Source organism: Synechococcus sp. Tobar12-5m-g, assembly GCF_024345415.1.
In the GTDB taxonomy this organism is placed as follows: domain Bacteria; phylum Cyanobacteriota; class Cyanobacteriia; order PCC-6307; family Cyanobiaceae; genus Regnicoccus.
The window spans coordinates 133,653-156,887 of the sequence record NZ_JAGQBB010000003.1 but is presented as its reverse complement, the minus strand read 5'-3'; the positions used below and the strand labels follow the sequence as shown (position 1 = coordinate 156,887).

The window sequence follows — 23,235 nt, the reverse complement described above, 5'->3', positions numbered from 1 at the left end:
ATCAGATGAGGTGCCTGCTGAAGCGAAGGAGGCGCGATCAAGGGCAAATCCTGCGCCAGCCGGCAGGGCCAGTACACCTGTGAGCACGAGGCTGCTGATACCTGCGAACACCTTCATTTCTGAATCACCGCGCATTTCTGAAACATCGCGCAGCCGTCGTCGTAGCAAGTGATATCGACCCTGCCATCGGCTCCGAAATGGACCCGCACCAGATCACGCTCGGCCGTAGCCGTTGGGTTGCTCTCGCGAACGCTGTTGAGGTAGTTGGGGTTCACCACGCAGAAGTCGAGGCCGTTGAAGCACACGGTGTTGGTGGAGAAGCGGGCGCCGGCCTGACTCAGGGGTTGCCACTCCTTCGTGGCAGTCAGCCAACGGTCCATCCGTATCGGAGCGTCCTTGACGCGGATCGTTTCCGTGCTCGCCGCCAGGGTGTGCTTGTAGAGGGTGGCCGTGCCTTCGTTGGTGGCCACCACGGTGCAGGGCATGGGGGCGCCCCCCTTGATCGTGCAGGTGGTGTCGAGCTTGTAAAGCACCTCGGCCCGTCCGGGAGACGGGACTGTCAGCAGTCCGAGGGCAAGGCCACCAAGCAGCAGGCCATGGCGAAACACAGTCTTCCGGTTGAGCATGGAGGATTCCGAAGCGTGTCATCGGGATAATTCAACCTTGCACACTCGCCTCACCCAAGGGCCGCGTTGATTCTTGAATCGAAACAATCTCGCGGCAGGTCTTGATGCTGGCCCTGAGGAGATGAGATCTTCCGCAGAACCAGATCTGCTCCAATCCAATGGGGCTCAATCCAATGGAATCCAAGCCAATGACATCCGAGCCAATGGGTGCCAAGTCAATCCGTTCCATGCCAGTGGGACGGCAGGTTGACGGCGTTACGGCTGCTGAGGTTGCTGCCGCGCGGCGATTGGGGCATTTTGATCGACTGTTGCGCCTGTGAGGTTGGCTCCCGAGAAGGAGGTTCCTTCCAGGTTTGCGCCCCTCAGATCAGCTTCCCTGAGGCTGGAGTTGTTGAACTGGGCGCCGCGGAGATCGGCATCCCGAAAGTTCGCGCCGCTCAGATCCGCGTTGACAAACATCGCCACCTGCAGGTCCGCCTGCCTGAAGTTGGCTCCCTGAAGACGGGAGCCCGTGAAATCCACACCTCTCCAGCGACTGCCTGGCAGGCTCAATCCTTCCAGATGGTTTCCGTGCAAATCGAAATCGTCCTGCCAGAGGCCATCGGCTGCAAGATCCTCGAGCGCCCTGATCCGCCCCAGGTGACCCTTGAAACCTGATTCCCTGGCGGCGATGATCAGCTCGAAGTATTCCTGGTGCTCCTTCTCCTTGCGGCGTCCTGCTTCCAGGATGTACACCAATCCGGCCGCAACAATGCTGAAGGATTCAACGTTGCCAATGCTGACGATCTCGTAGAAGCTGCTGGTCAGTCAGTTGTCTTTTGCCTGCGCGCCATGGCAGTTCTCAAAGCGATTGACCACGGCCAGAAGACAGAAGGAGGCGAGGGCGGCCATCAGCACCCGAAAGCCGAAGGAGCGATCCAGCAGGCGGTAGAAGGGGGATTGATGCCGTCGCAGCTGCCGCTCATACCAGGTTGTGGATCGAAACTGGGCCATCGGCGAGCGGGCCACCGGCTGGGATCGTGCCATGGTCAGATCATCGCGGCCGGCTGGACCCAGCGATCAAACTCCTCGGTACTGATCTCGCCGAGCACCAGGGCCGCCTCCCGGAGGCTGAGCTGGTTGTTGTGGGCATGCTTGGCGATGGCACAGGCCCGGTCGTAACCGATCGCCGGGGTGAGGGCGGTAACGAGCATCAGGCTCTGGTCGAGCAGGGTTTCGATGCGGCCGCGGTTGGCCACCAGGCCTTCGACGCAGAAACAGCGGAAGCTGTGGCAACCTCCCGTGAGCAGCTGGATGCTTTCCAGCAGGTTGCGTGCGATCAGCGGCTTGAACACGTTGAGCTCGAAGTTCCCCTGGCTGGCGGCCATCTGCACGGCGGTGTTGTTGCCGATCACCTGCACCGCCACCTGGGTGAGGCTCTCGCACTGGGTGGGGTTCACCTTGCCGGGCATGATCGAGGAGCCGGGTTCGTTCTCCGGCAGCACCAGCTCACCGAGGCCGCAGCGGGGGCCGCTGCCCAACCAGCGGATGTCGTTGGCGATCTTGAACAGGCTGCCGGCCAGCACCGTGAGCGCCCCGTGGGCAGCGGCGAGGGGCTCATGGCCGGCGAGGGCCTGGAACTTGTTGGGGGCGCTGCTGAACGGCAGGCCGATCCGCTCGCTCAGCCGTTCCGCCACCGCTTCGCCGAATCCCATCGGTGCATTCAGGCCGGTGCCCACGGCCGTGCCGCCGATCGCCAGTTGCCGCACCTGGGGCAAGCTGGCGCGCAGGGTTTCCAGACCCAGCTCCAGCTGGGCGGCGTAACCCCCGAACTCCTGGCCGAGGCTGAGGGGCACCGCATCCTGCAGGTGGGTGCGGCCGATCTTGATGATGTCGGCGTAGGCGACGGCCTTGGCGGTCAGGGAGGTGATCAGGGCTTCGACGGCGGGGATCAGCGCCCGTTCCAGCTCGATCGCCACGGCCACGTGCAGGGCGGCGGGGAAGGTGTCGTTGCTCGATTGGCTGAGGTTCACGTGGTCGTTGGGATGGACCGGGCACTTGCTGCCCAGCACCCCGCCCGCCGCCTCGATCGCCCGGTTGGCGATCACCTCGTTGACGTTCATGTTGGTCTGGGTGCCCGAGCCCGTCTGCCACACCTTGAGCGGGAACTCCCCGTCCAGGCGGGCGCTGGCCACTTCCTCGGCGGCGGCCACGACCAGGGCGGCCAGGTCGGGATCGAGCTTGCCCTTGGCCCGGTTCACCTCGGCGCAGGCCGCCTTGAGCTGGCCGAAGGCGTGCACCACAGCCAGGGGCATCGCGTCGCCGAAGGGGAAGAAGTGGATCGAGCGTTGGGTCTGGGCGCCCCAGTAGCGGTGCGCGGGCACCTCGATCGCACCGAGGCTGTCGGTTTCGGTTCTGGTTTCCGTCTCTCGGCTGCCCATCAGCCGGCCGGCACCACTTCACTGTTCAGCTCGTTGAAGCTGCGGGTGGTGCTGGTGCCGGCTCCGGCCGTGGGATCAAGGCCCGTGGCCCGGGTAAGGGCGGCGTTGATCACATCGATGTCGACCTGGCCGCTTCCTTCGAGAATCACCTCACCCTGCGGATCGAACACCACCACCTGGGGGATCTCGCCCTTCCAGTAGTGGGCCGGATCGGTCGGCCCCGTCTCCGGTCGGTTCTGAAGGGCGTCGGTGGTGAGGGGGATCAGCTCGACCGACCGGCCCCAGAGCCGTTGCAGCTCGTTGAGCACCGGCGAGAACTGCTTGCTGTCGGCGCTGTCATCGAGGTAGTACACCACCACGGCGGCGCGGTGATCGGCCATCGCCTGCTCCAGGCTGCTGCGGGGGGGCACCAGGGAGCCGTTGCCGGCGTAGAGGGCGTAGATGTTGCCGTCGTAGCTGTTGGTGGTGAGGGCAGCCTGGGCCGGGCTCCCCCCTGCAGTCGCGATCAGCAAGACCAGAACCAGCCCAAGCAGGCGGTGCAGGAGGGGGGCAGGGCTGGGGGGCACGCGCAACCGGTGGGTGGGGGAGCTGGCGCCATTGTGACGGTCCAGCAGCGCACCAGCTGCCCAGGGCCGCTCAGCTCCGGCTGACGCTCCGGCCCATGCCCTGCAGGATGCCGCGCCCCACCAGCCCGATCGCCCGCCCCACCACCTGGGTGAGCACCACCACGAACAGATCGCCGAGGCGCCGCAAGAGGGCCTGGAGCTGGGGGGCCAGGGCGTCACGGGTTTCCAGGGCCAGGGTGACCACCTGCTGCAGCCAGCCCAGTTGCCGGAGCTCCTGGTCGCGGGGCTCGGTGAGCAGCAGGGGCAAGATGGTGCCCCCCTCAAGCCGGTAGAGCAGCCGGCGGCTCTCGTAGAGTTGGATTGGCCGCTCGAACCAGGCACTCCAGCGCTGGCGGGCATTGAGCTGGTTGCGCAGCCGTTCCAGGCTGCGGGTGGCCAGCAACTCCTGAACCAGCAGATAGCGGCGCAGCTCGGGCCAGTCTCCGCAGCAGGCCAGCACCTCGCCGCTGATCAGTTCCGCGGTGCGGACCAGCCAGTTGCCTACCAGCGCCTCGAGATAGAGCAGGGCCTGGGGTTCATCCGGCGCCAGCAGCCGGCCATCGACCAGCAGGGGCTGGGCGCTGAGCAGGGCCGTGAGCATCGGCAGGCAGGGGGGCAGATCGGGGTCGGTGAGGGCCAGGTCGCTGAGGCCGCTCAGGGTGTCGGCGACGGGAAGCAACTGACCCTGCTGGGGCAGTTGCACGTAGGGCCCGGCCATCTGGCGCAGGGCATGGCGGCGCAGTTCCGGTTGAAGCTGCTGCCAGCGGCCCTGCAGGTCGTCGCCGCGTAGTCGCTCCTGCCGCAGACGGCCCAGCAGCTGATCGAGCTGGCTCAGCAAAGCCAGCAGCAGATCGCGGCGCCGCTCGGGGCTGAGCCCCTGCAGGGCGAAAAGGGCCCCATTCGGCTCGGGCGTCAGCGCAGCGGCGCTGGCGGTGGCCAGCCGCTCCCGAATCAGCTGCCAGACCCCTTCGGCGGTGCGATGGCGCAGGGTGATCTCCGTGCCGCCGCCGAGCGGGGGCCGGGGCAGGGCCGACCCCGGGGTCGTGGGCTCCGGCTGGCTCCAGGCCAGGCTGATCGGTCCCCACAACCAGATCAGCAGGTTGCGGGCCGCTTCCAGCTCCCGCACCCGCCCAGCCAGGACCAGAGCCAGGAGAAGGCTTTGCGGCGGCGGATCCAGCAGCCGGCGGCAGCGCCGCAGCTCAGCGTCAATCTGCTGGAGGCCACTCTGCAGCAACCACTGGCCCAGCCCCAGGGGCCCTGAAGCCTGGGCCTCGGCGGCTGCCTGCGGGCCATCCCCCTGCAACTCCACAACGCGGCCGCCATCGAGCAGGGTGGCCACGGCCGCAAGCAACTGGTCGGGGTCGGGCTGTTGCAGCAGGCCCGCCGCCGGCAATTGCAGCAACCAGTCGCGGCGCAGGCCCGGCGTGGCCGGCAACAGCAGCAGCAGGGGGGCGGGATGCCAGCGCTGCTCAAGGCGTTCCAGTTCCCGCAGCAGGTTGACCGGCTCCAGGGGAGCCGCCAGGCTCCAGATCACCAGCTGGGGAGCCCCGACCAGGGCCTCAGCGCCGCTGGCCAGCCGGTAGCCGGCCGGCTCAGCGCCGAGCAGGGCAACCAGTCCCTGCCGCAGGAGGGGCTCGGCGAACAGCAGGATCTGGGGGGGCTGGCTGGACGCTGCTCTGGGGGATACGGCGGCTTCGATCACGCGCTTCGGCAGGCCGATGATGCCAAGGTAACGAGACCCAGCCGAATATCCAGCTCAGTTTGAACGGGCCGGAGGCTTCAGGCTTGCCGCCGGCCGCACAGCTGGAGGGTGTACGACTCGATGGCGAAGCCAGTGAGCGCTTCGATCTGCTGGATCAGATCGGTGGGGAGGGTGACGTCGAGGTCATGGATCTCGCCCGACTCCAGGCAGGTGAGATGGCTGTGGGGATCGCTCCGGTAGCCGTAGAGCCTGCCATTGGCCCGCTCCAGGCATTCGATCACCCCGGCGGATTGGAGCGCTTCGAGGTTTTGATAGACGGAGGTGTGGCCGATGTTTCGGCCCTGGGTGTTGAGCCGCTCGAAGATGTCGCGGGCGCTGAGGTGGTTGCGTTCCGTCCAGAGCAACTCCAGCACCATCCTGCGCTGGCGGCTCAGCCGCATGCCGAGATCACGGCAACGCCGAAACGCCGCCGCAACGCTGATCTCCGGAGTGTCAGGGGATAGCGGAGCGGCCACAACAAGGGTTAAGGATCATGCTGATGCTATCGGGCGGCCTTAAACCTGTTGCCACGGTTGACACCTCCAGCTAACCCACCGTGAGTTGGAGGGGGTCCTGCAGCCGCTCGGGGCCCACCGCCTGGAGCGCTTCACGGAGATCGACGCTGCCGTCGTAGAGGGCGCGGCCCACGATCACTCCTTGAACCCCCAGCGGCTCGAGCCCCAGCAGGGCGAGCAGGTCGGTGAGCGAGCCCACCCCGCCGGAGGCGATCAGCGGGATCGAGCTGGCGGCGGCCATCGCCCGCATCGCCTCAAGATTCGGCCCGGCCAGGGTGCCGTCGGTGGCGATGTCGGTGCTGATGATCGCGGCCACGCCGCTGCCCGCGAAGCTGGCGGCCAGGGCGGTGGCCTCCACCGGGCTCTCCGTGAGCCAGCCCCGGGTGGCCACCTTGCCCTGGCGAGCATCGATGCCGACCACGATCCGGCCCGGATGCCGGCCCGCCAGCTCCCGCACCAGTTCAGGTTTCTCGATCGCCAAGGTGCCAAGAATCACCCGGTCGAGCCCGCAGGCCAACAGCTCCTCGGCCCGCTCCGCGGTTCGCACCCCGCCACCCAGCTGCACCGGGATCGTGAGGGCCGCGGTGATCGCCCGCACGACCCCATCGTTCACCGGTTCGCCGCTGCGGGCGCCATCGAGATCGACGAGGTGCAACCGCTCGGCTCCCTGCCGCTGCCACTCGATGGCCTGGGCCACGGGATCGTCGCTGAAGCGGGTCACCCGGTCGTAGTCACCCTGGTGTAGGCGCACGCAGTGGCCGTCGAGCAGGTCGATGGCGGGAATGATCTGCATGGCGGGGCGGTTGCAGCCGTGGTCGGCCTCCATCCTCGCTGGCGGCGTTCGCCGCTATCAAGGAGCACCGTTGCCACGACAAGGAGACCACTGATGGCCCCGTGCCGCTCGTTTCTCCAGGGGTGGGCCCTTCGCCAACGCCGATTCCTGGTCGCCGGCCTGGCCCTGCTGTTGGTGCTGTTGGCCGAGCCAGCCCTGGCGGCTGAGTCTTCCAGTCCCCCCGCTGGCAGCGAGGCGGCCCAGGTCACCGCGGGCAGCTTCCGGCTCGCCCAGGTCCGGATCCTTGGTGTACCGGCGATCAACGTGGCGTCTCCGGCTGTGAGGGGTTCTGGTGCCGGGCCGGATGCTGCCGAGCGGGCCCGGGTGATCGAGGGCAATCTCGAGCTGCTCTACCTGCCCCAGCAGCCCTGCACCCCGGGGGAACGGATTGGGGAGCTTCTGCTGGAGCGCGCCAGCATCGGGGCCTCCGAGGCGGTCTGCGACCCAGATCACCTGGGTCTGCAGGGCGCTCCAGCCGCCCTACGGGTGGTGGTGGAGCGGCAGGCCGGGGGACTGATCCAGCTGGCGGCCGACGTGCCGGGCCGCGCCACCCCCTTCCCCTTGCTCACCGTCACCGCCGCCGACGCCCAGCTGAATGGCATGACGGCCGATCGGCTGGCGGAACACTGGCGGGGCCGGCTGGAGCGGCGCTTGCGCCGGGCGCGGGGGATCCATGCCACCGCGTCGATCGATGGTCGGATGAGGGTTTCCAGCCTGGTTGGCGCAGGCCTGGCCGGGCTGCTCATCTTGGCCGTCTGGCTGTGGCGCCGAATCCAACGCCAGTTGCCGGGTCTCCATCGCCACCGGCTCGAACCTCCTGGCCGCTTTGCCGCAACCCGGTTCCACCTGGTTCAGAGCCTCAGCAGGCTGCTGCTGGTCCTGGTGCTGGTGCTGGGCGTGACGATCGGGGCTGTGGTTCTGCTGGCCTGGCCGGGACAGGTCGCCCCGGCGATCGATGTGCTCCTCCAGCCGCTGGTGGTGCTGTTCAAGGCCCTGCTGCTGGTGGCCTTGGCAGCCCTGCTGCGGGGTGTGGTGGGGCTGCTGCTCAGCCAGTGGGCCACCAATGTGTTCGTGCCGCTGGCCTTGCAGGCCCGCCGCGAGCAGCGCTACCGCAGCCTGCTGCGGGTGCTGCGCCGGCTGGTGGATCTGGGCTGCCTGCTGCTGCTTGGCGCCTGGACAGTGATGGGGATTCCGGTGTTGCGGGACCTCTCCAGCAATGCCCTGCTGGCCAGTGGCGCCGTGCTCGGGGCCCTGGCCCTGGTGTTCCAGGGCCTGCTGCGGGATTTCGTGGCCGGGCTGGTGCTGCTGTTCGATGACCGCTACGCGATCGGCGACACCGTGGAGATCGGTGGCCGGATTGGCGAAGTGATCGATGTGGGGGTGCTGAGCACCGAGTTGCGCTGCCCGGACCAGCGGGTGGTGGTGGTGCCGAACAGCGGTTGTGAGCAGAGCGTCAACCACACCAAGCTGCGCTCGGGGGCGGAAGTGTCGGTGCTGCTGCCGAACACGGCCGATCTGCCTCGTGCGCTGGAAACCATCACCGCCGAGCTGGCCGCCTTCGCCGCCGAACCCGCCTGGAAACCACTGCTACTGGAGCCACCGCGGCTGCTGGGCGTCGAGGCCATGACGGCCGAGGGCCTGCGGGTGAGTGCCCTGGTGATCACCGAAGCGGGCCGCCAGGGGGAGACCCGGCGGGAACTGCTGGCACGGCTGGTGGAGCGGCTTCGCATCGCCTCGGTCAAGGTGCATCGGCAGGGGATGGGGGCACTGCCGGGCGTTCTTCCCTCACCCCCAGCGAATCCAGCAACTGATTGACGCGGCGCGCCAGCACCCGCACCTCACCCAGGGTCTCCACCAGGGGCGGCTGGGCACCGCGCATCAAGCCAAGGGCTTCCTCGGTGACCTGGCGCGCGGCGGCGCCGGTGGAGCTGAGTTGTCTGGCGGTGCCCTCATAGACGCGAAGGGTCTGGCGGGTGGTGGCGGCGGTGCGGCTGGTTTCGGCCTCCAGGCGGGTGCTGAGCTGCCGCAGATCGGCCATGGTGCCGCGGAAACTTGCGACGGCCCGGGGGACATCCCGCTCCGCAACAGCGGCGGTGCCCTCGAGGGTTCGGTTGAGCTTGAGCCGGGTGGTGCCGATCTCCTCAAGCAACTCGGCCAGATCCGGACCTTGCTGAAACGGAATCAGCAGGTCGCTCCGCGGAGCTGGCTGGCCGGCTGGGGTCACATCGGGGGTGAGGGCAATCTGACTGGCCCCGATCAGGCCCTCCTGGTATCGCTCGGCGCGGGAGGCCGGCCCGAGCAGGCGGCGGTACTGCTCGGCGATGCGCAGATCCACGGCCACCTTGCCGTCCTGCAACAGGGCCACCCGCTCCACCCGGCCCACCCGAAAGCCGGACACGGTCACCATCACCCCGGGCCAGATGCCACTGGCATCGCTGGTGCGGAAGCGCACGGCGAAGCTGCGCGACACCCAGCTCTGCTGCTGCCAGGTGGTCATCAGCAACCAGCCGCCCAGCAGCAGCGCTCCCACCGGCACGGCCCAGCTCAGGGCGGTGCCCACCACCTCCATCGACACCCGCGGCAGCGACGCTGACCGTTCCTTCGGCGTGGCGGGTGGCGGCTCGTTCATGGACGTCCGATGAAGGAGGGCGAAAGCATGGCGCGCCCGACCACCTCCAGCAGGATCACCGCGAGCGAACAGTTGACGATCGCGGTGCTGATCAGAATGGGCAGGTCCGCCGGGTGGTGGCGGCCAGAGCGGCCGATCAGGTGGCAGAGGCAGGCGGACGTGGCCGCGAACAGGGCGGTGCGCCCCACGGCGCTTGCCACGCCCGCTGGAGTCAGGGCACCCAGCAACAGAGGGAGCTGCTCGCCCAGATCCGGACGGGGCGAGGCCAGCACGCTGGCCAGGAGCACGCTCACCACGAAGTAGGGCAGCAGCAGCAGCGCCTCCGCCATCGCGCTGATCACCCGCAGGCCCAGCCTGTGGGTCCCGGTGGCTGGAGCGCTCTGACCCGCCAGGGCCACCTGCTCTGGAATGCAGCAACTGATCCAGATCAGGTTGACCACCACCGGAGCAAAGATCTCCACGGCGCCGAGCGTGGTGGTTTCCAGGGCAAAGGTGATGCCCTGGCGTAGGGGCTCGATCAACGAGCGGGTCAGACCGGCCCCGATGGCTGCCCCCAGCACCAGGGTCAGCGGTGCCGCGCGGCTGAGGTCCCGCCGGATCTGCCGCAGCATCGGCGGGTTGGAGACTGGGGGCAGAGTAGGAGTGCTGTCGGGTGTTCGGATGGGCTCGGGCTTGTCGCTGGGGTTGCTGTGCCGCTCAGCCGGTTCGTGGTGGGGTTGAAGACCCTGATCCACCCCTGCGTGAGTTCCTGGGCAGGGGAGTCAAGACTGTGATGTCCAGGACTTGGGCGACCGGGGGACGTACCGTCGATCAGAGGTTGGGATTGTTGGGATGAAACGTCGTTCGCGGCCGAAGTCGCACCTGTCAGCTGCCCTTCTCGGTGCCGCTGGCCTGATGGTCGCAACCCCAGTTCTGGCCGATACCGTCGATGCCCGCTGCGACGTCTACCCCGCCGGAGATGATCGGGCCACGTCGTCGGGTCTGTGCACTTTTTCGCAGCGCCAGGGCTTCGCGAGCATTGAGCTCAAGGGTGGCCAACGAATCGAACTCATGCCCAATGAGGCCACGCCCAACGCCTATTTTGATGCCGCAGGCAAGCCTGCCAAGCGCGAGATCCTTGAGGCGAACCGAGGCCAGGTCTACCGACTGGCCACCCAGTCGATCTTCGTCTACTGGGATCCGGCACCGTTCAAGAAGGGCGTCAGCGAGGGAGGCGCCAGCGTCGCTCCCGCCAGTGGTTCATCCAGTGGAAATCCACCCGAAATCGTTCCCCTCCTGCTGGGGATCCATCAGGTGAAATTTGATGGGGGCTGTCGGGTCAATTTCAACAAGGCCGGGAAGTACTTCAGCAAAACCTCTGCCTGTGACGCTGCCAAGGTTGGCATTGCCGAAGATGCCATACGGCGTTTTTTTCGCGAGCAGGGGCTCTGAGCCTTCGCTCCAAATTTTTGGCGAGCTCAGCTCGAGGGTCCAGCTTGTCGGGGACAAGTCAAGGTGGTCTCTCTATGGTCACTGTGAATCAGCCCTGGGCTGACTGACGGCGGATCGGGCCGGTGGTTTGTGCGGCGGAATCGAACCAGCTGTTCTCATTCGTGAGGCGTGGATCACCTTGAACCGTGACGATGATGAAGCCTGTATGGTTCAACCGGCACTTGAAGTTGCCGTTGCCAGTTCTGCCACTGCTTCTGGCAACAGGACTAACCACGCTTGGCGCCCTGGCGATCCCTCCACCACCGGACTCATTCGATGGCGAGACGATCCACTGTCAGCTCGCGGGCAGTGCCGCCACGGTGCTGATCTGCCGTGATGCCGAGCTGAAGGCCCTCGACGGACAGCTCCGCCAGGCGTTCCGCCGCCTGCGGAACGAAGCCTCGCTCAAGCAGCCAGAGCGCGATGCCCTGGTGGAGGATCAACGGCGTTGGGTGAACACCATGGACCAATGCTGGAGGGCTCGGGAGAATCTGAGGGCCTGCGTGAAGGCAAGCCAACAACAACGGTTGCAGCAGCTGGAATCCTTGGCGATCCAAAGGGGGGCTGATGCCAGACATCAACGAGGAAGTTGAGGACGGTCATGGTTGACCAGGCCACCAGAGCGGTCTGCATCTTTGCCGCCACCCTGAGCCTGATCATCACCTGGGTTCGCACGTCCAGCTTGCAAAGCAGCGATCTTCCATTTCTTGCCTTGATCATCGCTCCCTATCTGCTGCTGGGCTTGATGGCTGGACGCGTGGGGGATCGCAGCATTGCTGGGAGAATCCTTTTCATCGCAACACTGTTTCTGTCGCTGGGGGGGGATGGCGCTTCTGAGCCTCTCCTCCCCACTCACCTCAACGGGGCCCGAACCTGGTCTGGCTCAGAGCGTGATCATGATCGGCGTGCCGTTGCTTCAGTTGGTCGGCGTGGCCATGTTCGGCCTGGTTCTCCTGTTGAGGCGAATGATCACTTCAGCATAAGGATCTGTCGGTGGTGAGATGGGGGTCCATGGTGATTGAGCACTTCGGACCGTTTCAGAGTCTCTGCAGTGCAGGGGATTGGGACTCAGTGATCCACCAAGCCCATCCCTGTTGGAGCAGCCAAACCATGTGCGAAACGATGGATCGTGGAATCGCCGGTGGAAGCCAGCGGGCTCAGCCGCCCACCACCAGGGCATCGACAATCTCATAGCGCTCGAAGTTCTCCCCCAGCAGCAGCACCGAAACATCGCCGCGCCGCTGCACCGTGAGCTTCTCGGGCTGATCGGTTGCGACGGCCTGGCCCTTCACGAACAGGACCTGACACTTCTGGCCCTCGGGGTTCGTGACCACTACCGTGGCGCTGTTGTTGGCCCGGCGGATCACTGAGGCCTTGCAGCTGGTGGCCTTGCCGCTGCTGCCCGACACACAGGGCACCTCCGCCGAAGCGTGATAGGGAGTGCCCGGGATCAGGGCATCTCGGGAGGCGGGCACGGCGGCGAGGGGAGCACCGCTGATCCCCACCTTCAGGCTGAAGGTGCTGGTTTCATTGCGGCGCGCCGCCGGGCTCATCAGATACACACGCACCCTGACGTCCCCATCGCTGGGCAGGAACCCACTGAAGCGGTTGCCTGAACTGCTGCCGATGAACAGGGCGATGTCGGTCCCGGCCGCCATCACGTTGAAGTAGTTCTGCGGGTTGGAGCCCTTCAGTTCCACCGTCAGGGTCTGACCGGCGCCGGCCCGGAGTTTGTAGTCGATGGTCTGGTCGCCCTTGAGCTGGCCCTTGAGCAGGGTGGAATCGGCTCCGGCTCGAAACGTGACCCGTTGACTCTCGATCGCCACCTGGGCCAGGGCGCCGGCTGCCGGAAGGCTGATCGACAGGAGGCCAGCGGCGGCAAAGGCGAATGGAGCACGCATCGGACGCTGATGGCGAGGAGTGGAGTGATCTCTGAAATCAGTGTTCCATGCCCGGGGTGACCGCTCGGCTTGGCAGCTCTTGGCGCTGCAGGGGAAACCATCGAACGGGCCCTCCGGGCTCAGAGGGCGTAGCGCAGGATCGCGGCGACAGCGGCGCCCTCAGGGAGATCAGCCTGGCGAACCCCCAGCACCTCCCCGCCTGAGAGCAACACCCGCCGGGCGATCTCGTCGTAGACGCCGTAGCTGTCGGCACCGGCGGTCTGGGCCTCGTCGATGCGGCCGTCGGTCTCGTCGATCCGCCCGTTCATCACCCGGTCCATGTCCACCATCAGGCTCTGCACCGCTTCGAAGGTGGCGGCCCGCGCCACCTGGGCCAGGTCGGTGCTGGCACGGCCCTCGTTGCCACGCACGCCAAACCGCTCCCGCCAGGCGGCGACCCGCTGGCTGTTGAGGTCATCGAGCACGGCGCGGGAGGCCTGGGCCAGCTCGCCCTCTGAGCGGCGCTCGGGGCTGCCCTCGATGCCGACGGGCGCCAGATGGGGGTAAGTGTTCACCGAGCGGTAGATCGCTCCGAGGCTGTCGACCGCGGCGAGCACCAGCGGGGTGGACTGGCCGGCCAACCGCTCCCGCAGCACCTGATCCACCAGGCGGGCGTACTGGCGGAGCCGCACTTTCTTGCCTTCCGAGGCCTTGAGCCGGCCACTGGGGGAGCGGTTGGCTGGCCTTGCCCACCGCCGAGGCGGCATCGGTGGGGAGATCGAGATGCAGCATGGTGCGCCAGGGAGGACCACATCCAGTGTGTTCCTGCATCCGTTCTCTGAGCGCTCCCCTGGCGGTTTGTTCCCTGATGACCGTGTCACCGCAACAACCTGCCGCGATCGCGGCAACGATCCCGGCAGGTGCCACCACCTTCCCCGCTCTTCGCCGCGGGGCGCTCACCACCCTGCAGGTGAACCTGACCTACCGCTGCAATCAGGCCTGCAGCCACTGCCACGTCAACGCCGGGCCCACGCGGACCGAAAGCATGGACCCGGCCACCGTGGCGCTGATCCCCGAAGTGCTCAAGGCCCGCGGAATCCGAACCCTCGATCTCACCGGCGGTGCCCCCGAGCTCCATCCCCTGTTCCGCGAGCTGGTGGCGGCGGCGCGGGGGCTTGGCGTGGAGGTGATTGACCGCTGCAACCTCACGATCCTCACTGAGCAAGGCCAGGAGGATCTGGCCGCCTTCCTGGCCGAGCAGGGCGTCACCGTGGTGGCCTCCCTGCCCTGCTATTCAGCCGGCAACGTGGACCGGCAGCGCGGCGAGGGTGTGTTCGGGCGCAGCGTCGCCGGTCTGCGGCAGCTGAACGCCCTCGGCTACGGCCAGGGCGGCTCAGGCCTAGAGCTGCACCTTGTCTACAACCCCCAGGGCCCGGTGCTGCCGCCGCCCCAGGCCCCCCTGGAAGCCGATTACAAGCGCGTGCTCGCCGACGACTTCGGCATCGCCTTCAACCAGCTGTATGCCCTGGCCAACATGCCGATCCAGCGGTTCGAAGCGGTGCTCCGCCTCAGCGGCCAGTTGGAGACGTACCAGGAGCTGCTGCGCAGCAGCCACCGCGAGGCAAATCTGGCCCAGGTGATGTGCCGTTCGCTGATCAGCGTTGACTGGCAGGGCCATCTGTTCGACTGTGATTTCAACCAGCAGCTGGGGCTCCCATGCGGCCCGGATCAGGGGAGCGGCCCCCGCAGCCATCTGCGGGACCTGCTGCGCCGCGATCCCGAGGGAGAGCCGATCCGGGTGGCGAACCACTGCTTCGGCTGCACCGCCGGCAGCGGCTCCAGCTGCGGCGGCGCGTTGAGCTGAAGCGGGATGGGGGCGTCGCTGCACCTGGGTTCAACCGGCGTCGCGGCGGCCCCACAACACCGCCAGCTCTTTGAGATCCCCAACCAGAGCGGCGAGATCGGCTGGGGTGTCGATGTCAACCAAGGCCGGCAACTCCTTCCACGACCAGCCCGCGGCGGCCAGCCGGAGGCGCGTCTGGGCCAGGACGGCGGGGGTGCTCCAGGGCATGGCGTCAAACAGACTGGGGTCAAAGCGCCCCATCCCCACCAGGGCATAACCCCCGTCCCAGGTGGGCACCAGCACCCCATCGTGCTCCTGCAGCGCTTCGGCGGCGGCGCGCAGCTGGTTCGCCCCCAGACCCGGGCAATCCGTGCCGATCAGCAGCACCGGGCTGCCAGCTTCCAGGCCGCGCCGCGCTGCCCGCGCCATCCGCTCGCCCAGATCCCCCTCCCCCTGGTCGCTCCACTGCAGATCCCGCGGCAACCGCAACTCCTGCCAGACCGGCAGGTCCCGGGAGGGGGCCACGCACAGCTCCACAGGCCCCAGGGCGGCCTCCAGCGCGATCGCCGCCGTTCGCTCCAGCATTGCGGCCGCCAGGGCCGCCGCCCCTTCAGGCCCCAGGGCCGGGATCAGGCGGGTCTTGACCTGGCCAGGCAGGGGCGCCTTGGCCAGGAGAATCGTGCGGCAGGATCCTTTCTGCCTTGCCATTCTGTCGGGGCGTTGCGGGTGTGGATCGGATGAAGATTCTGGTGATGGGCGGCACCCGCTTCATCGGCAAGCCCCTGGTGGCCCAATTGCAGGCCTTCGGCCATGACCTCACCCTGTTCACCCGCGGCCGCAACCCCGTGCCGGCCGGGGTGGAGCACCTGATCGGGGACCGCACCAACCCCGAGGCCCTCGCCCCGCTGCAGGGCCGCAGCTTCGACGTGATCATCGACAGCAGTGGGCGTTCGCTCTCCGACAGCCGCGCCGTGGTGGAGCGCACCGGGGAGCCGAAGCACCGGTTCGTGTATGTGAGTTCGGCCGGGGTCTACGCCGATGGCGAGCAGTGGCCCCTCGATGAGAACGCCCCCACCGATCCGGCCTGCCGCCATGCCGGCAAGCTCGAAACCGAGGAGTGGCTGCGGCGCCAGGGGATTCCCTTCACCAGCTTCCGACCCACGTACATCATCGGGCCGGGGAACTACAACCCGGTGGAGAGCTGGTTCTTCGATCGGATCGTGCACGGCCGCCCCGTGCCCCTGCCCGGCGACGGCAGTACGATCACCCAGCTGGGCCATGTGGGCGACCTGGCGATCGCCATGGCCCGCTGCCTGGAAGTGGAAGCCGCCACCAACCGGATCTACAACTGTTCCGGCCGCAAGGGCGTCACCTTCCGGGGGCTGGTGGCGGCGGCGGCGCGGGCCTGCGGTCAGGATCCATCGGTGGTGGAGATCCGCTGCTTCGATCCGGCGGGGCTCGATCCCAAGGCCCGCAAGTCCTTTCCCCTGCGGCTGGCCCACTTCCTCACCGATGTGCACCGGCTGGAGCGGGAGCTGGCCTGGAAGCCGGTCTTCGACCTCGATGCCGCCCTGGCAGACAGCTTTGCCAACGACTACGCCCTTCGCCCCGGGGGAAGCCCCGATTTCAGCGGGGATGATGCCCTGCTGAGCTGTGGCTGAGGGGCTGAGGGGCCCGCACGTACCCCACCGCTGAGCTCAGCGCCAGCGCCAGCGAAGGCCAGAACAGCCACCAGCCGGCGCTGTGGAGCACCGCCGCGACAGCCCCCCCGCCCAGGCCCCAGCTCCCGGGCCAGAGCAGCAGCAGCATGGCCAGGAACTGGAGCACCGTCTTGGCCTTGCCCGAACGGGAGGCCGGTCCACCATTCCCCTGGCCGGCCCGCCAGCCGGAGATCAGCAGCTCCCGGGCCAGCAGCAGCCACACCGCCCAGAGCGGCAGCCTGCCGGCGGCGGCGAGCCAGAGCAGGGGCGCACTGATCAGGATCTTGTCGGTGAGCGGATCGAGGCGGGCGCCCCAGGCAGAACCACCGCCGGCGCGGCGGGCCAGGGCGCCATCGGCCCAATCGGAGAGACCGCCCAGCAGCAGAAGGATCCAGGCCAGCCCGCCCAGTCCACCAGCCAGGGCCAGCAGCAGGGGCAGGCCGATCAGGGCCCGCGCCACGGTGAGCCCGTCGGCGAGGCGGCGGCTGGGGGGGACAGGACGCATCGGCGGCGGCGGGCTGGAGGGACACTCTGCCGGCCGGGCGCTGGCCTAGAACCCTCTTCAGTCACCTTGCTGCGATGACCCTTGATTCCCAGCCGGCCCTGCACGTGGCGGCGGCCATGTCCACCCCGGTGCTCAGCGTCAGCGCCGCCACCCCGTTGCAGGAGGCGGTGCAGCTGATGAGTGACCACCACGTCTCCGGCCTCCCGGTGGTGGACGAGGAGGGCCGCCTGGTCGGTGAACTCACTGAGCAGAACCTAATGGTGAAGGAGGGCGGCGTTGATGTGGGCCCCTACGTGATGCTGCTCGACGCTGTGATCTACCTGCGCAACCCCCTGCACTGGGACCGGCAGGTGCACCAGGCCCTGGGCAGCACCGTGGGCGAGCTGATGGGAGCCCATCCCCACACCTGCCCAGCCGATCTTTCGCTGCCGGCGGCTGCCCGCCTGCTGCAGGACCGCAGCACCCAGCGTCTTTTTGTGCTTGAGGAAGGGCGACTGGTGGGTGTGCTCACCCGCGGTGATGTGGTGCGTGCCCTGGCGGCTGAGGCCTAGGGGCAGCAGGGCAGCGAGGCCTGCGCCCAGGAACGATGGACCCCTCGGCCACCAACCATTGTTCTGAGCGATCCTCGCAGGGATGGCCCCCCGTCAGCTGACCGAAGGCTGGCAGGACCAACCGGTTGGCAACCCCGTCGTAGCTGAAGCAGGGCAGCCGCAGCCGGTCGCTGCCGGAGCCGATCAGGGCCACCGGATGCAGGTGGCCGCAGATGTTCAGCTGCTCCCCCGCGGCTGCCGGCGGCTGCTCGGGGCTGTGGCTCAACCAGAGGGGACCCCGGGCGCCGCTCGCCTGCTGGGGCAGGCCCTCCAACCAGCTGCCGGTTTCATGGTTGCCGCCGACCAGGCTCAGCGGACAGCCGAGCAAGGACGGCAGGGCCGCCAACGTCTGGCGCAGCTCGGCGGTGAGCCCCAGGCGGCTGTGGATCAGATCGCCCAGCACCACCACCTCGCGGGGCCTCCAGTGATGGGCGAGGGCCAGCAGGGCGTTGAGGGTGGCCCGATCGCCGTCGCTGGGCAGCGGGATGCCGTGCACCTGGAAGGTTTCCGCCTTCCCCAGGTGCAGATCGGCCAGCAGCAGCAGGCCCTGGGCCGGATCCCAGGCGGCCTTGGCGCCCAGCAGCTCCAGGCGGTGCCCCCGCCAGTGGAAAGGGAGTTGGCTGGCCATCCGCGGCTCAGCCCGTGGCCATCGCCGCTCGGTAGGCGGCACGCCCCTGGGTGGCCGCGATGCAGGCCTGCACGTTCGGGTAGGGGCCCAGATCGAGTTGGGGGAAGAACACCGGCAGATAGGCCAGATGGGCCTGGATGGCGCAATCCGCCACCCCCCACGCCGCGCCGAGCAGGGGGGCGCCGCCCTCCAGACGTGTGTTGAGCGCCGTCATCAACCGGGGAAACTCTTTCTCCCGTGCCGACTCGACGAAGAGGGCGGTGGCGAGGGTGGCATTGGCGAACAGCACCCACTGCTCCGCTTCGGCCCGCTGGGCCGGGCTGCTGAACTCGTGGCCGTAGCGATCGGCCAGATAGAGCAGGATGGCGCCGCTCTCGAACAACCGCAGGCTGCCGCCGTCGGCCGCCACCGCCTCGTCGTCGACCAGCAGGGGCACCTTGCCGAAGGGGTTGAGCGCCAGAAAGGGCTCCTGGCGGTGCTCGCCAGCGGCCATGTCGAGCAGGATCCAGGTGTAGGGGATCTGCTTCTCGCCCAGGTACCAGCGGGGCATCGAAGCCCGGCTGCGGGCTCCGCCGTAGAGGGTGAGAGTCATCGGGTCATCATCGCCAACCGGCACCAGAATGAAATGGAAGCCAGGCTGGTGCCCAGGTGAACGAGCAATCCAGCGGCAGACGTGATGGCTGAGGATGGCCTGGCCGCACCCGCTCCGCCCGAGGCTGAGCTGGCCCCGCTGCCCGAGCGCTTCCGACGCCTCGCCCCCCACCTGGTTGGCCGGGCCCGGCGGGGGGTCGTCGGCAGCAGCCGCTATGCCGTTGCCCTGCGGGACCAGGTCCGGCAGGCGGCCGCCGATGCAGACCAGCGGCCGGTGCTGATCAGCGGGGAACCCGGCCTGGAGAAGGACGACGTGGCCGCCCTGATCCACTTCGGATCCGCTGCCCGCCGCCGCCTGATGGTTCAGCTGGATGGGGCGCTGCTGCGGGGCGATGGAGCGGAGTTGTTCGGCACGGCCAGCAGCGACGGCAGCGGCTCCCTGCTCGAAGCTCTTGGCGACGGCAGCCTGCTGATCAACAAGCTCGATCGGGTCGATCCCGCCCTGCTGTCGTCCCTGCTGACGTTGGCCCGCAGCGGCGACTGGCAGGCCCCCGGCACCGGCTCCACGCCCCGCCACTTCGGTGGCCGCCTGTTCTTCACCACCGAGGCGGCCCTGTCCGCCTTCGAGCCGAGCTGCCGCCTGATCCGGGTGCCGCCGCTGCGGGTACGGCGTCAGGACCTGGGTGAGTGGTTGCGGTACCTGCTGCGGCTGCGGAGCCGGGCGCTGGCCTGGACAGCGACACCCATGGTGGGGGAGGAGGTGATCCGCCGCCTGCAGATCCACGACTTCCCCGGCAACATCCGGGAACTCGAAGGTCTGGTGGAGCGGGCCCTGCGCCAGCTGCCCCCGGCGGCCCTGGCCTCGCCCCTGCCGATGTCGCTGCCGGAGGAGGTGTTCTGGCTGACACCGCGGCCCCAGCGGCTGCGCTTCGACCTCTGGCGCTGGAAGCCGCCGTTGCGGCAGTGGATGCGATCGCCGCGACTCTGGAACGGCCTGCTGTTCGGAGTGGTGAGCTGGGTGTTCGTGCTGGTCAACCTCTGGCTGTGGCTGGGCCCCCAGGACCGCTCCCACAACGGTGGTCTCAACCTGTTCTGGGCCTGGTGGTGGCCGCTGATCCTGCTCAGCTATCCCCTGGTGGGGCGGCTGTGGTGCTCCTTCTGTCCGTTCATGGTCTGGGGTGAGATCGGGCAGCGGCTGGCGCGGCGGCTGGGCTGGCAGCCGGCCCCCTGGCCCCGGGGCAACACCGATGCCTGGGCGCCGCCGGCCCTGGCGGCCGGTTTCGCCGCGATCCTGCTCTGGGAGGAGCTGGCCGACCTGGAGCAGACCGCCTGGCTGAGCAGTTGCCTGCTGCTGGTGATCACGGCGGGCGCCGTGGTCGGCTCGCTGCTGTTCGAGAAACGCTTCTGGTGCCGCTACCTCTGCCCAGTAGGAGGGATGAACGGCCTGTTCGCCAAGCTCTCGATGCTGGAGTTGCGCGCCCAGGCGGGCACCTGCAGCGGCAGTTGCAGCAGCTATGCCTGTTTCAAAGGAGGGCCGGCCGAAGGGGAAGGGCTGGCCACGGCCGGTTGCCCGCTCGGCACCCACCCCGCCCACCTGGCCGACAACCGCAACTGCGTGCTCTGCCTCACCTGCGCCCAGGCCTGCCCGCACCGTTCGGTCCAACTGAGCGTTCGCCCCCCCGCTGCCGACCTGCAGCGCACCATGAACCCACCGGCGGGGGAAGCGGGGCTGATCCTGGTGCTGGCGGGGGGCATCTGTCTCAAGTTCTGGGACCGGCTGCTCGGGGGCCTGCCCCTGGCGCCGCCCAGCCTGCAGGCGGGGCCGCTGCTGCCCAGGCTGGTCTTTGGCTGCCTCGCCCTGGCCCTGCCGTCGGCGCTGTTCCTGGCGCTGCGGCTGCTGACGCCGCTACGGGCCGTCTCCCGCTTGCGGTTGGGGCTGTATGGTCTGCTGCCCCTGCTCTGGGCCCTGCTGCTGGCCCGCCACCTGCCGGTGGGCATGGCGGAGGCGGGACTGGTGCTGCCGGTGAGCCTGGCGGGGCTTGCGCCAGGGCCCTGGCCAGGCTGGAGCGCCGATGGCCATGTGATCGCCTTCTGCCAGACCCTGGTGGTGCTGGTTGGGGTGGCAGGTTCCTGGGTGCTGCTGCGTCGTCTGCTGCAGCCGAGCCGCCGGCTCGTTTGGCTGGCCTGCCTGGCCGCCTTGGTTCTGGCGGCCGGCGGTCGCTGGTTGGTGGGTGCAGGAGCCTGAGACCCTAGGTTTCAGCCCCCTGGAAAGTCGAGTCCAGGAGATCAGCGTGGATCACAAACCCGGCGCAGATCGGCGCTGCTGTAGAGGCTGTGGGTGTCGCCGGGCTGGGAGGTGGCGAAGCTGCTCTGCTTGGTGAGAAGGTTCGCGGCCCCGATCCGGTTGCCCAGTTCGACCCGCCCAGCCCCGCCGCTGTGGGTCCAGCTCAGGCAGTCGTGGCGGGTGTCGCTGGCGCGGGCCGGGCTGGCGAGCCCGGCGGCGCCCAGCAGTCCTGCGGCAAGCCAGGCCGTCGGGGCGCCGAACCGGTGTCTTTGCAGCATCTTCGCCCCGAATGTGTTTGGTTGACTACCGACAATGCCCGCCCATCGATCAGGATCGGCGGACCCACCGGGAGTTTCCCCGTGAGCCAACGTCGGATTCAGCGCCAACTGCCCAGCGAAACCCGTCAATGGATGGAGCGACGCCTGCACGGTCTCGAGCAGGTGGAGCGTTTCGAGGATGCCTACGCCCTGCGCATGGAAATGGCGGAGTGGCTGCTTCAGATCGACACCGATCCCCCCTGCATCAACCTCACCGTCTCCCGCCTGCTCCGCGACCGTTGCCTTGACCCCCAGCCCCCGGTGCCCGAGCAGGGATGAGCGCACCAGCGATACTGGCCCCATCTCTTTCTGGACATCCATGACCATTGCCCTGCTGCTTGCCCTGGTCGGTTCGCTGGTGCTGATGAGCGTGATCGTCAAGCGCCTGCAGGGGGCCCCTTGAGGCCCGCCTCGATGGCGGCTTTGCCGGCCGGGGAGAGGGCATAACCGAGGAAGGCTTTCACGGCGGGATCGGCAGGTTGGCGGTAGGCGTAGGACAGGGGCCGCTGGAACGGGTACGACTCCGCTTCCGGGGTGGTGCCATCGATGGGGACGACGCGCACCGTCTTCTGGTCGGCCACCTGGCCGAAGGTGGCGTAGCCGATCCCATCGGCCCCCAGTAGGCGCAGCATGGGCGTGGTGGCATCCCTGGCCAGGGTTGTGATGTTGGCGGTGCTGCCGAAGGGCTGGCCGCCCAGCAAGATCTTGCTGAAGGCCTGGTGGGTGCCGCTGACGCTCGGGCGGTTCAGCACCCGGATCGGCCGGTCGACCCCGCCCAGGGTGGTCCAGTTGGTGATCTCGCCGCGGAAGACCTGCACCACCTGGCCGCGGGAGAGTCCCCGGCGGAAGGGGTTGTCGATCCCCACCACCAGGGCGATGCGATCCCGCGCCACCGGGACCGCAGCCAGGCCGCGGCCCTCCTCCTCGGCCGTGAGCGGCCGCGAGATCGCCGCCAGGGAAATGCTGCCCCCCAGCAGCTCCTGAATGCCGTTGTCAGAGCCCACGGCGGCGGTGCTCACGACGCTGCCTGGGAAGGCGCGAACGAAGCCGGCCTTGAGGGCCTCATTGATCAGCACCATGCTGGTGGAGCCATCGATGCTGACGGTGGTTCCGGCGGGCACGCTCGCCACTGGCGGGAACTGGGCCCCAGGCTGGGGGGAAGCCGGCATTGAGGGCATTGAGGGCATCGCGGGCAGCGAAGGCCGCCAGCCAACCAGGCCCTGCAGCTGGGGCTGCCACAGTTTGGTGGCGCCATAGCCGATGGCGATGACGACCAGGATATAGACGATCGGTGGCGGGCCGCTCTGGCCGCCGGCTGAATCCCTGGGGCTCATGGCTGGGGAGTTTCCGGAAGCCGGAGGATCGGCGCCGCTTCGAGCCGCTTCAGCCGCTGGGACACCTCCTCGTCAAGGGTCATCTGCTCGAGATCGGCGGTGATTTTCTCCTGGGGATTCTCGGAGAGTTCGGCCAGGGCGGCGCTGGTGAAGTGCCGGCCCTCCACAGCCCGCTTGGCCGTTTCGAAGGAGGAGCGGGCCGAGCCGATGTTGAAGTCGTTGTTGACCTTGGCAATCGATTCGAGTGCCGCGTTCACCTCAGCCAGGTCCTTCATGTTCTGCATGTCGGACTTGTACTGCTCGAGCTTGAGGCGCTCCCGGTTGAGCTTGTCCTTGGAGGCGTTCACGAACACTTCGGCCTGGTTCACCTGCTGCTCCAGCGCGGGCAGCAGCTTCTCGATGCCGATGGCGCGGCCCATCGCCAGCCGCGCCCCTTCCTCCTGCCCGGCCGACTGGGCCAGCAGCGCCTGCTGTTCGAAGGAACTGAGCTCGCGGGTTTTGTCCTGGTACTTCTTCTTGGCCCGCTCGTAGGCACCCACCTGCTGGGCCACCGCCTTGGCCAGTTGCTGCACCGATTCCTGCATCGACTGCAGGGATTCCTCGGCCACGGCCACGGCCACCTTGCCGCCCGACTCCACCGGCAGGCCCCAGAGCCAGCGCCAACTACCGACCACAACCCGGCCGGCCCGCTCGCCCAGCAGCCAATAGATCAGTCGTTTCACGCT

28 protein-coding genes are annotated in these 23,235 nt (G+C 68.1%); 9 read left to right on the top strand and 19 right to left on the bottom strand.

Annotated elements, in window-relative coordinates; genetic code table 11:
* Positions 1-113: 113 nt before the first annotated feature.
* The 8 genes from KBY66_RS03700 to hisA form a co-directional block, all read right to left on the bottom strand.
* Positions 114-626 (bottom strand): hypothetical protein, encoded by a 513-nt coding sequence (locus KBY66_RS03700; RefSeq protein ID WP_255087808.1) that lies wholly within the window; start codon positions 624-626, stop codon positions 114-116.
* Positions 627-881: 255 nt separating this feature from the next.
* Entirely contained in the window at positions 882-1,361 is a 480-nt protein-coding gene (locus KBY66_RS03695; RefSeq protein ID WP_255087807.1) for a pentapeptide repeat-containing protein, read from the bottom strand.
* 72 nt (positions 1,362-1,433) lie between these two features.
* Entirely contained in the window at positions 1,434-1,652 is a 219-nt protein-coding gene (locus KBY66_RS03690) for a hypothetical protein (RefSeq protein WP_255087806.1), read from the bottom strand.
* Positions 1,653-1,654: 2 nt separating this feature from the next.
* The gene (gene fumC, locus KBY66_RS03685) at positions 1,655-3,046 is read right to left on the bottom strand and encodes a class II fumarate hydratase (protein WP_255087805.1); all 1,392 of its coding nucleotides are present in this window, start codon (positions 3,044-3,046) and stop codon (positions 1,655-1,657) included.
* Positions 3,046-3,612 (bottom strand): thylakoid membrane photosystem I accumulation factor, encoded by a 567-nt coding sequence (locus KBY66_RS03680; RefSeq protein WP_255087824.1) that lies wholly within the window; start codon positions 3,610-3,612, stop codon positions 3,046-3,048. Before KBY66_RS03680 ends, fumC begins: the two co-directional genes overlap by 1 nt.
* A 70-nt stretch (positions 3,613-3,682) precedes the next feature.
* Positions 3,683-5,353, bottom strand: a complete 1,671-nt coding sequence (locus KBY66_RS03675; protein WP_255087804.1) for a DUF3685 domain-containing protein — start codon at positions 5,351-5,353, stop codon at positions 3,683-3,685.
* A gap of 77 nt (positions 5,354-5,430) precedes the next feature.
* Entirely contained in the window at positions 5,431-5,793 is a 363-nt protein-coding gene (locus tag KBY66_RS03670) for a Fur family transcriptional regulator (RefSeq protein WP_255087823.1), read from the bottom strand.
* 145 nt (positions 5,794-5,938) lie between these two features.
* Positions 5,939-6,700 (bottom strand): 1-(5-phosphoribosyl)-5-[(5-phosphoribosylamino)methylideneamino]imidazole-4-carboxamide isomerase, encoded by a 762-nt coding sequence (hisA, locus tag KBY66_RS03665; protein WP_255087803.1) that lies wholly within the window; start codon positions 6,698-6,700, stop codon positions 5,939-5,941.
* A gap of 93 nt (positions 6,701-6,793) precedes the next feature.
* On the opposite strand from hisA, the gene KBY66_RS03660 reads away from it, so the two are divergent.
* Positions 6,794-8,554: a mechanosensitive ion channel family protein gene (locus KBY66_RS03660; RefSeq protein ID WP_255087802.1), complete on the top strand. Its 1,761-nt coding sequence runs from the start codon at positions 6,794-6,796 to the stop codon at positions 8,552-8,554.
* Here KBY66_RS03660 and KBY66_RS03655 read toward each other — a convergent pair.
* Together KBY66_RS03655 and KBY66_RS03650 are read right to left on the bottom strand one after the other, a co-directional pair.
* Complete coding sequence (locus KBY66_RS03655; RefSeq protein ID WP_255087801.1) at positions 8,478-9,368, bottom strand: MlaD family protein; 891 nt, start codon at positions 9,366-9,368, stop codon at positions 8,478-8,480. The two genes, KBY66_RS03660 and KBY66_RS03655, sit on opposite strands and share 77 nt — an antisense overlap.
* Positions 9,365-10,102: a hypothetical protein gene (locus KBY66_RS03650; RefSeq protein ID WP_255087800.1), complete on the bottom strand. Its 738-nt coding sequence runs from the start codon at positions 10,100-10,102 to the stop codon at positions 9,365-9,367. Before KBY66_RS03650 ends, KBY66_RS03655 begins: the two co-directional genes overlap by 4 nt.
* 97 nt (positions 10,103-10,199) lie before the next feature.
* Between KBY66_RS03650 and KBY66_RS03645 the strand changes: the two genes are divergently transcribed.
* The 3 genes from KBY66_RS03645 (at position 10,200) to KBY66_RS03635 (ending at position 11,838) form a co-directional block, all read left to right on the top strand.
* Complete coding sequence (locus KBY66_RS03645; RefSeq protein ID WP_255087798.1) at positions 10,200-10,799, top strand: hypothetical protein; 600 nt, start codon at positions 10,200-10,202, stop codon at positions 10,797-10,799.
* Positions 10,800-10,990: 191 nt separating this feature from the next.
* On the top strand, positions 10,991-11,431 hold the full coding sequence (locus KBY66_RS15845) for a lysozyme inhibitor LprI family protein (protein ID WP_399224768.1): 441 nt from the start codon (positions 10,991-10,993) through the stop codon (positions 11,429-11,431).
* An 8-nt stretch (positions 11,432-11,439) separates the two neighbouring features.
* A complete protein-coding gene (locus tag KBY66_RS03635) occupies positions 11,440-11,838 on the top strand; it encodes a hypothetical protein (protein ID WP_255087796.1) in 399 nt (132 codons plus the stop codon).
* 157 nt (positions 11,839-11,995) lie between these two features.
* Here KBY66_RS03635 and KBY66_RS03630 read toward each other — a convergent pair whose 3' ends face one another.
* Both KBY66_RS03630 and KBY66_RS03625 read right to left on the bottom strand, forming a co-directional pair.
* Positions 11,996-12,739: a hypothetical protein gene (locus tag KBY66_RS03630; protein ID WP_255087795.1), complete on the bottom strand. Its 744-nt coding sequence runs from the start codon at positions 12,737-12,739 to the stop codon at positions 11,996-11,998.
* Positions 12,740-12,858: 119 nt separating this feature from the next.
* The gene (locus KBY66_RS03625) at positions 12,859-13,485 is read right to left on the bottom strand and encodes a hypothetical protein (protein ID WP_255087794.1); all 627 of its coding nucleotides are present in this window, start codon (positions 13,483-13,485) and stop codon (positions 12,859-12,861) included.
* A 101-nt stretch (positions 13,486-13,586) separates the two neighbouring features.
* Between KBY66_RS03625 and arsS the strand changes: the two genes are divergently transcribed.
* Complete coding sequence (gene arsS, locus KBY66_RS03620; RefSeq protein WP_255087793.1) at positions 13,587-14,582, top strand: arsenosugar biosynthesis radical SAM (seleno)protein ArsS; 996 nt, start codon at positions 13,587-13,589, stop codon at positions 14,580-14,582.
* 30 nt (positions 14,583-14,612) lie between these two features.
* Here arsS and KBY66_RS03615 read toward each other — a convergent pair whose 3' ends face one another.
* Positions 14,613-15,269 carry a TIGR04282 family arsenosugar biosynthesis glycosyltransferase gene (locus tag KBY66_RS03615; protein ID WP_255087792.1) on the bottom strand — a complete coding sequence of 219 codons (657 nt, stop codon included), beginning with the start codon at positions 15,267-15,269 and terminating at the stop codon, positions 14,613-14,615.
* Positions 15,270-15,298: 29 nt separating this feature from the next.
* On the opposite strand from KBY66_RS03615, the gene KBY66_RS03610 reads away from it, so the two are divergent.
* On the top strand, positions 15,299-16,222 hold the full coding sequence (locus tag KBY66_RS03610) for an NAD-dependent epimerase/dehydratase family protein (RefSeq protein WP_255087791.1): 924 nt from the start codon (positions 15,299-15,301) through the stop codon (positions 16,220-16,222).
* Here KBY66_RS03610 and KBY66_RS03605 read toward each other — a convergent pair.
* A complete protein-coding gene (locus KBY66_RS03605; protein WP_255087790.1) occupies positions 16,188-16,766 on the bottom strand; it encodes a CDP-alcohol phosphatidyltransferase family protein in 579 nt (192 codons plus the stop codon). The genes KBY66_RS03610 and KBY66_RS03605 overlap by 35 nt on opposite strands.
* Positions 16,767-16,882: 116 nt before the next feature.
* Between KBY66_RS03605 and KBY66_RS03600 the strand changes: the two genes are divergently transcribed.
* Positions 16,883-17,317, top strand: a complete 435-nt coding sequence (locus KBY66_RS03600; RefSeq protein ID WP_255087822.1) for a CBS domain-containing protein — start codon at positions 16,883-16,885, stop codon at positions 17,315-17,317.
* On the opposite strand, the gene pdeM is transcribed toward KBY66_RS03600, so the two are convergent.
* Both pdeM and KBY66_RS03590 read right to left on the bottom strand, forming a co-directional pair.
* On the bottom strand, positions 17,274-17,984 hold the full coding sequence (gene pdeM / locus KBY66_RS03595; protein WP_255087789.1) for a ligase-associated DNA damage response endonuclease PdeM: 711 nt from the start codon (positions 17,982-17,984) through the stop codon (positions 17,274-17,276). The two genes, KBY66_RS03600 and pdeM, sit on opposite strands and share 44 nt — an antisense overlap.
* A 7-nt stretch (positions 17,985-17,991) precedes the next feature.
* Entirely contained in the window at positions 17,992-18,576 is a 585-nt protein-coding gene (locus KBY66_RS03590; RefSeq protein ID WP_255087788.1) for a glutathione S-transferase family protein, read from the bottom strand.
* An 84-nt stretch (positions 18,577-18,660) separates the two neighbouring features.
* On the opposite strand from KBY66_RS03590, the gene KBY66_RS03585 reads away from it, so the two are divergent.
* The gene (locus KBY66_RS03585; RefSeq protein WP_255087787.1) at positions 18,661-20,820 is read left to right on the top strand and encodes a 4Fe-4S binding protein; all 2,160 of its coding nucleotides are present in this window, start codon (positions 18,661-18,663) and stop codon (positions 20,818-20,820) included.
* Positions 20,821-20,861: 41 nt separating this feature from the next.
* On the opposite strand, the gene KBY66_RS03580 is transcribed toward KBY66_RS03585, so the two are convergent.
* Complete coding sequence (locus KBY66_RS03580) at positions 20,862-21,137, bottom strand: hypothetical protein (RefSeq protein ID WP_255087785.1); 276 nt, start codon at positions 21,135-21,137, stop codon at positions 20,862-20,864.
* A gap of 81 nt (positions 21,138-21,218) precedes the next feature.
* Between KBY66_RS03580 and KBY66_RS03575 the strand changes: the two genes are divergently transcribed.
* Positions 21,219-21,455 carry a hypothetical protein gene (locus KBY66_RS03575; RefSeq protein WP_255087784.1) on the top strand — a complete coding sequence of 79 codons (237 nt, stop codon included), beginning with the start codon at positions 21,219-21,221 and terminating at the stop codon, positions 21,453-21,455.
* Between the two features lie 98 nt (positions 21,456-21,553).
* Here KBY66_RS03575 and KBY66_RS03570 read toward each other — a convergent pair whose 3' ends face one another.
* Together KBY66_RS03570 and KBY66_RS03565 are read right to left on the bottom strand one after the other, a co-directional pair.
* Positions 21,554-22,510 carry a substrate-binding domain-containing protein gene (locus tag KBY66_RS03570; protein ID WP_255087783.1) on the bottom strand — a complete coding sequence of 319 codons (957 nt, stop codon included), beginning with the start codon at positions 22,508-22,510 and terminating at the stop codon, positions 21,554-21,556.
* Complete coding sequence (locus KBY66_RS03565) at positions 22,507-23,232, bottom strand: PspA/IM30 family protein (protein WP_255087782.1); 726 nt, start codon at positions 23,230-23,232, stop codon at positions 22,507-22,509. The genes KBY66_RS03570 and KBY66_RS03565 overlap by 4 nt, the downstream gene beginning before the upstream one ends.
* Positions 23,233-23,235: the final 3 nt, after the last annotated feature.

What these genes read in the sequence shown, in the direction of transcription:
- KBY66_RS03700 (WP_255087808.1), bottom strand. Translation starts at nt 626, where the DNA reads ATGCTCAACCGGAAGACTGTGTTTCGCCATGGCCTGCTGCTTGGTGGC.
- KBY66_RS03690 (WP_255087806.1), bottom strand. Translation starts at nt 1,652, where the DNA reads ATGGCACGATCCCAGCCGGTGGCCCGCTCGCCGATGGCCCAGTTTCGA.
- fumC (WP_255087805.1), bottom strand. Translation starts at nt 3,046, where the DNA reads ATGGGCAGCCGAGAGACGGAAACCAGAACCGAAACCGACAGCCTCGGT.
- KBY66_RS03670 (WP_255087823.1), bottom strand. Translation starts at nt 5,793, where the DNA reads ATGCGGCTGAGCCGCCAGCGCAGGATGGTGCTGGAGTTGCTCTGGACG.
- hisA (WP_255087803.1), bottom strand. Translation starts at nt 6,700, where the DNA reads ATGCAGATCATTCCCGCCATCGACCTGCTCGACGGCCACTGCGTGCGC.
- KBY66_RS03660 (WP_255087802.1), top strand. Translation starts at nt 6,794, where the DNA reads ATGGCCCCGTGCCGCTCGTTTCTCCAGGGGTGGGCCCTTCGCCAACGC.
- KBY66_RS03655 (WP_255087801.1), bottom strand. Translation starts at nt 9,368, where the DNA reads ATGAACGAGCCGCCACCCGCCACGCCGAAGGAACGGTCAGCGTCGCTG.
- KBY66_RS03645 (WP_255087798.1), top strand. Translation starts at nt 10,200, where the DNA reads ATGAAACGTCGTTCGCGGCCGAAGTCGCACCTGTCAGCTGCCCTTCTC.
- KBY66_RS15845 (WP_399224768.1), top strand. Translation starts at nt 10,991, where the DNA reads ATGATGAAGCCTGTATGGTTCAACCGGCACTTGAAGTTGCCGTTGCCA.
- KBY66_RS03635 (WP_255087796.1), top strand. Translation starts at nt 11,440, where the DNA reads ATGGTTGACCAGGCCACCAGAGCGGTCTGCATCTTTGCCGCCACCCTG.
- KBY66_RS03630 (WP_255087795.1), bottom strand. Translation starts at nt 12,739, where the DNA reads ATGCGTGCTCCATTCGCCTTTGCCGCCGCTGGCCTCCTGTCGATCAGC.
- KBY66_RS03625 (WP_255087794.1), bottom strand. Translation starts at nt 13,485, where the DNA reads ATGCCGCCTCGGCGGTGGGCAAGGCCAGCCAACCGCTCCCCCAGTGGC.
- arsS (WP_255087793.1), top strand. Translation starts at nt 13,587, where the DNA reads ATGACCGTGTCACCGCAACAACCTGCCGCGATCGCGGCAACGATCCCG.
- KBY66_RS03615 (WP_255087792.1), bottom strand. Translation starts at nt 15,269, where the DNA reads ATGGCAAGGCAGAAAGGATCCTGCCGCACGATTCTCCTGGCCAAGGCG.
- KBY66_RS03610 (WP_255087791.1), top strand. Translation starts at nt 15,299, where the DNA reads ATGAAGATTCTGGTGATGGGCGGCACCCGCTTCATCGGCAAGCCCCTG.
- KBY66_RS03605 (WP_255087790.1), bottom strand. Translation starts at nt 16,766, where the DNA reads ATGCGTCCTGTCCCCCCCAGCCGCCGCCTCGCCGACGGGCTCACCGTG.
- KBY66_RS03600 (WP_255087822.1), top strand. Translation starts at nt 16,883, where the DNA reads ATGTCCACCCCGGTGCTCAGCGTCAGCGCCGCCACCCCGTTGCAGGAG.
- pdeM (WP_255087789.1), bottom strand. Translation starts at nt 17,984, where the DNA reads ATGGCCAGCCAACTCCCTTTCCACTGGCGGGGGCACCGCCTGGAGCTG.
- KBY66_RS03590 (WP_255087788.1), bottom strand. Translation starts at nt 18,576, where the DNA reads ATGACTCTCACCCTCTACGGCGGAGCCCGCAGCCGGGCTTCGATGCCC.
- KBY66_RS03585 (WP_255087787.1), top strand. Translation starts at nt 18,661, where the DNA reads ATGGCTGAGGATGGCCTGGCCGCACCCGCTCCGCCCGAGGCTGAGCTG.
- KBY66_RS03580 (WP_255087785.1), bottom strand. Translation starts at nt 21,137, where the DNA reads ATGCTGCAAAGACACCGGTTCGGCGCCCCGACGGCCTGGCTTGCCGCA.
- KBY66_RS03570 (WP_255087783.1), bottom strand. Translation starts at nt 22,510, where the DNA reads ATGAGCCCCAGGGATTCAGCCGGCGGCCAGAGCGGCCCGCCACCGATC.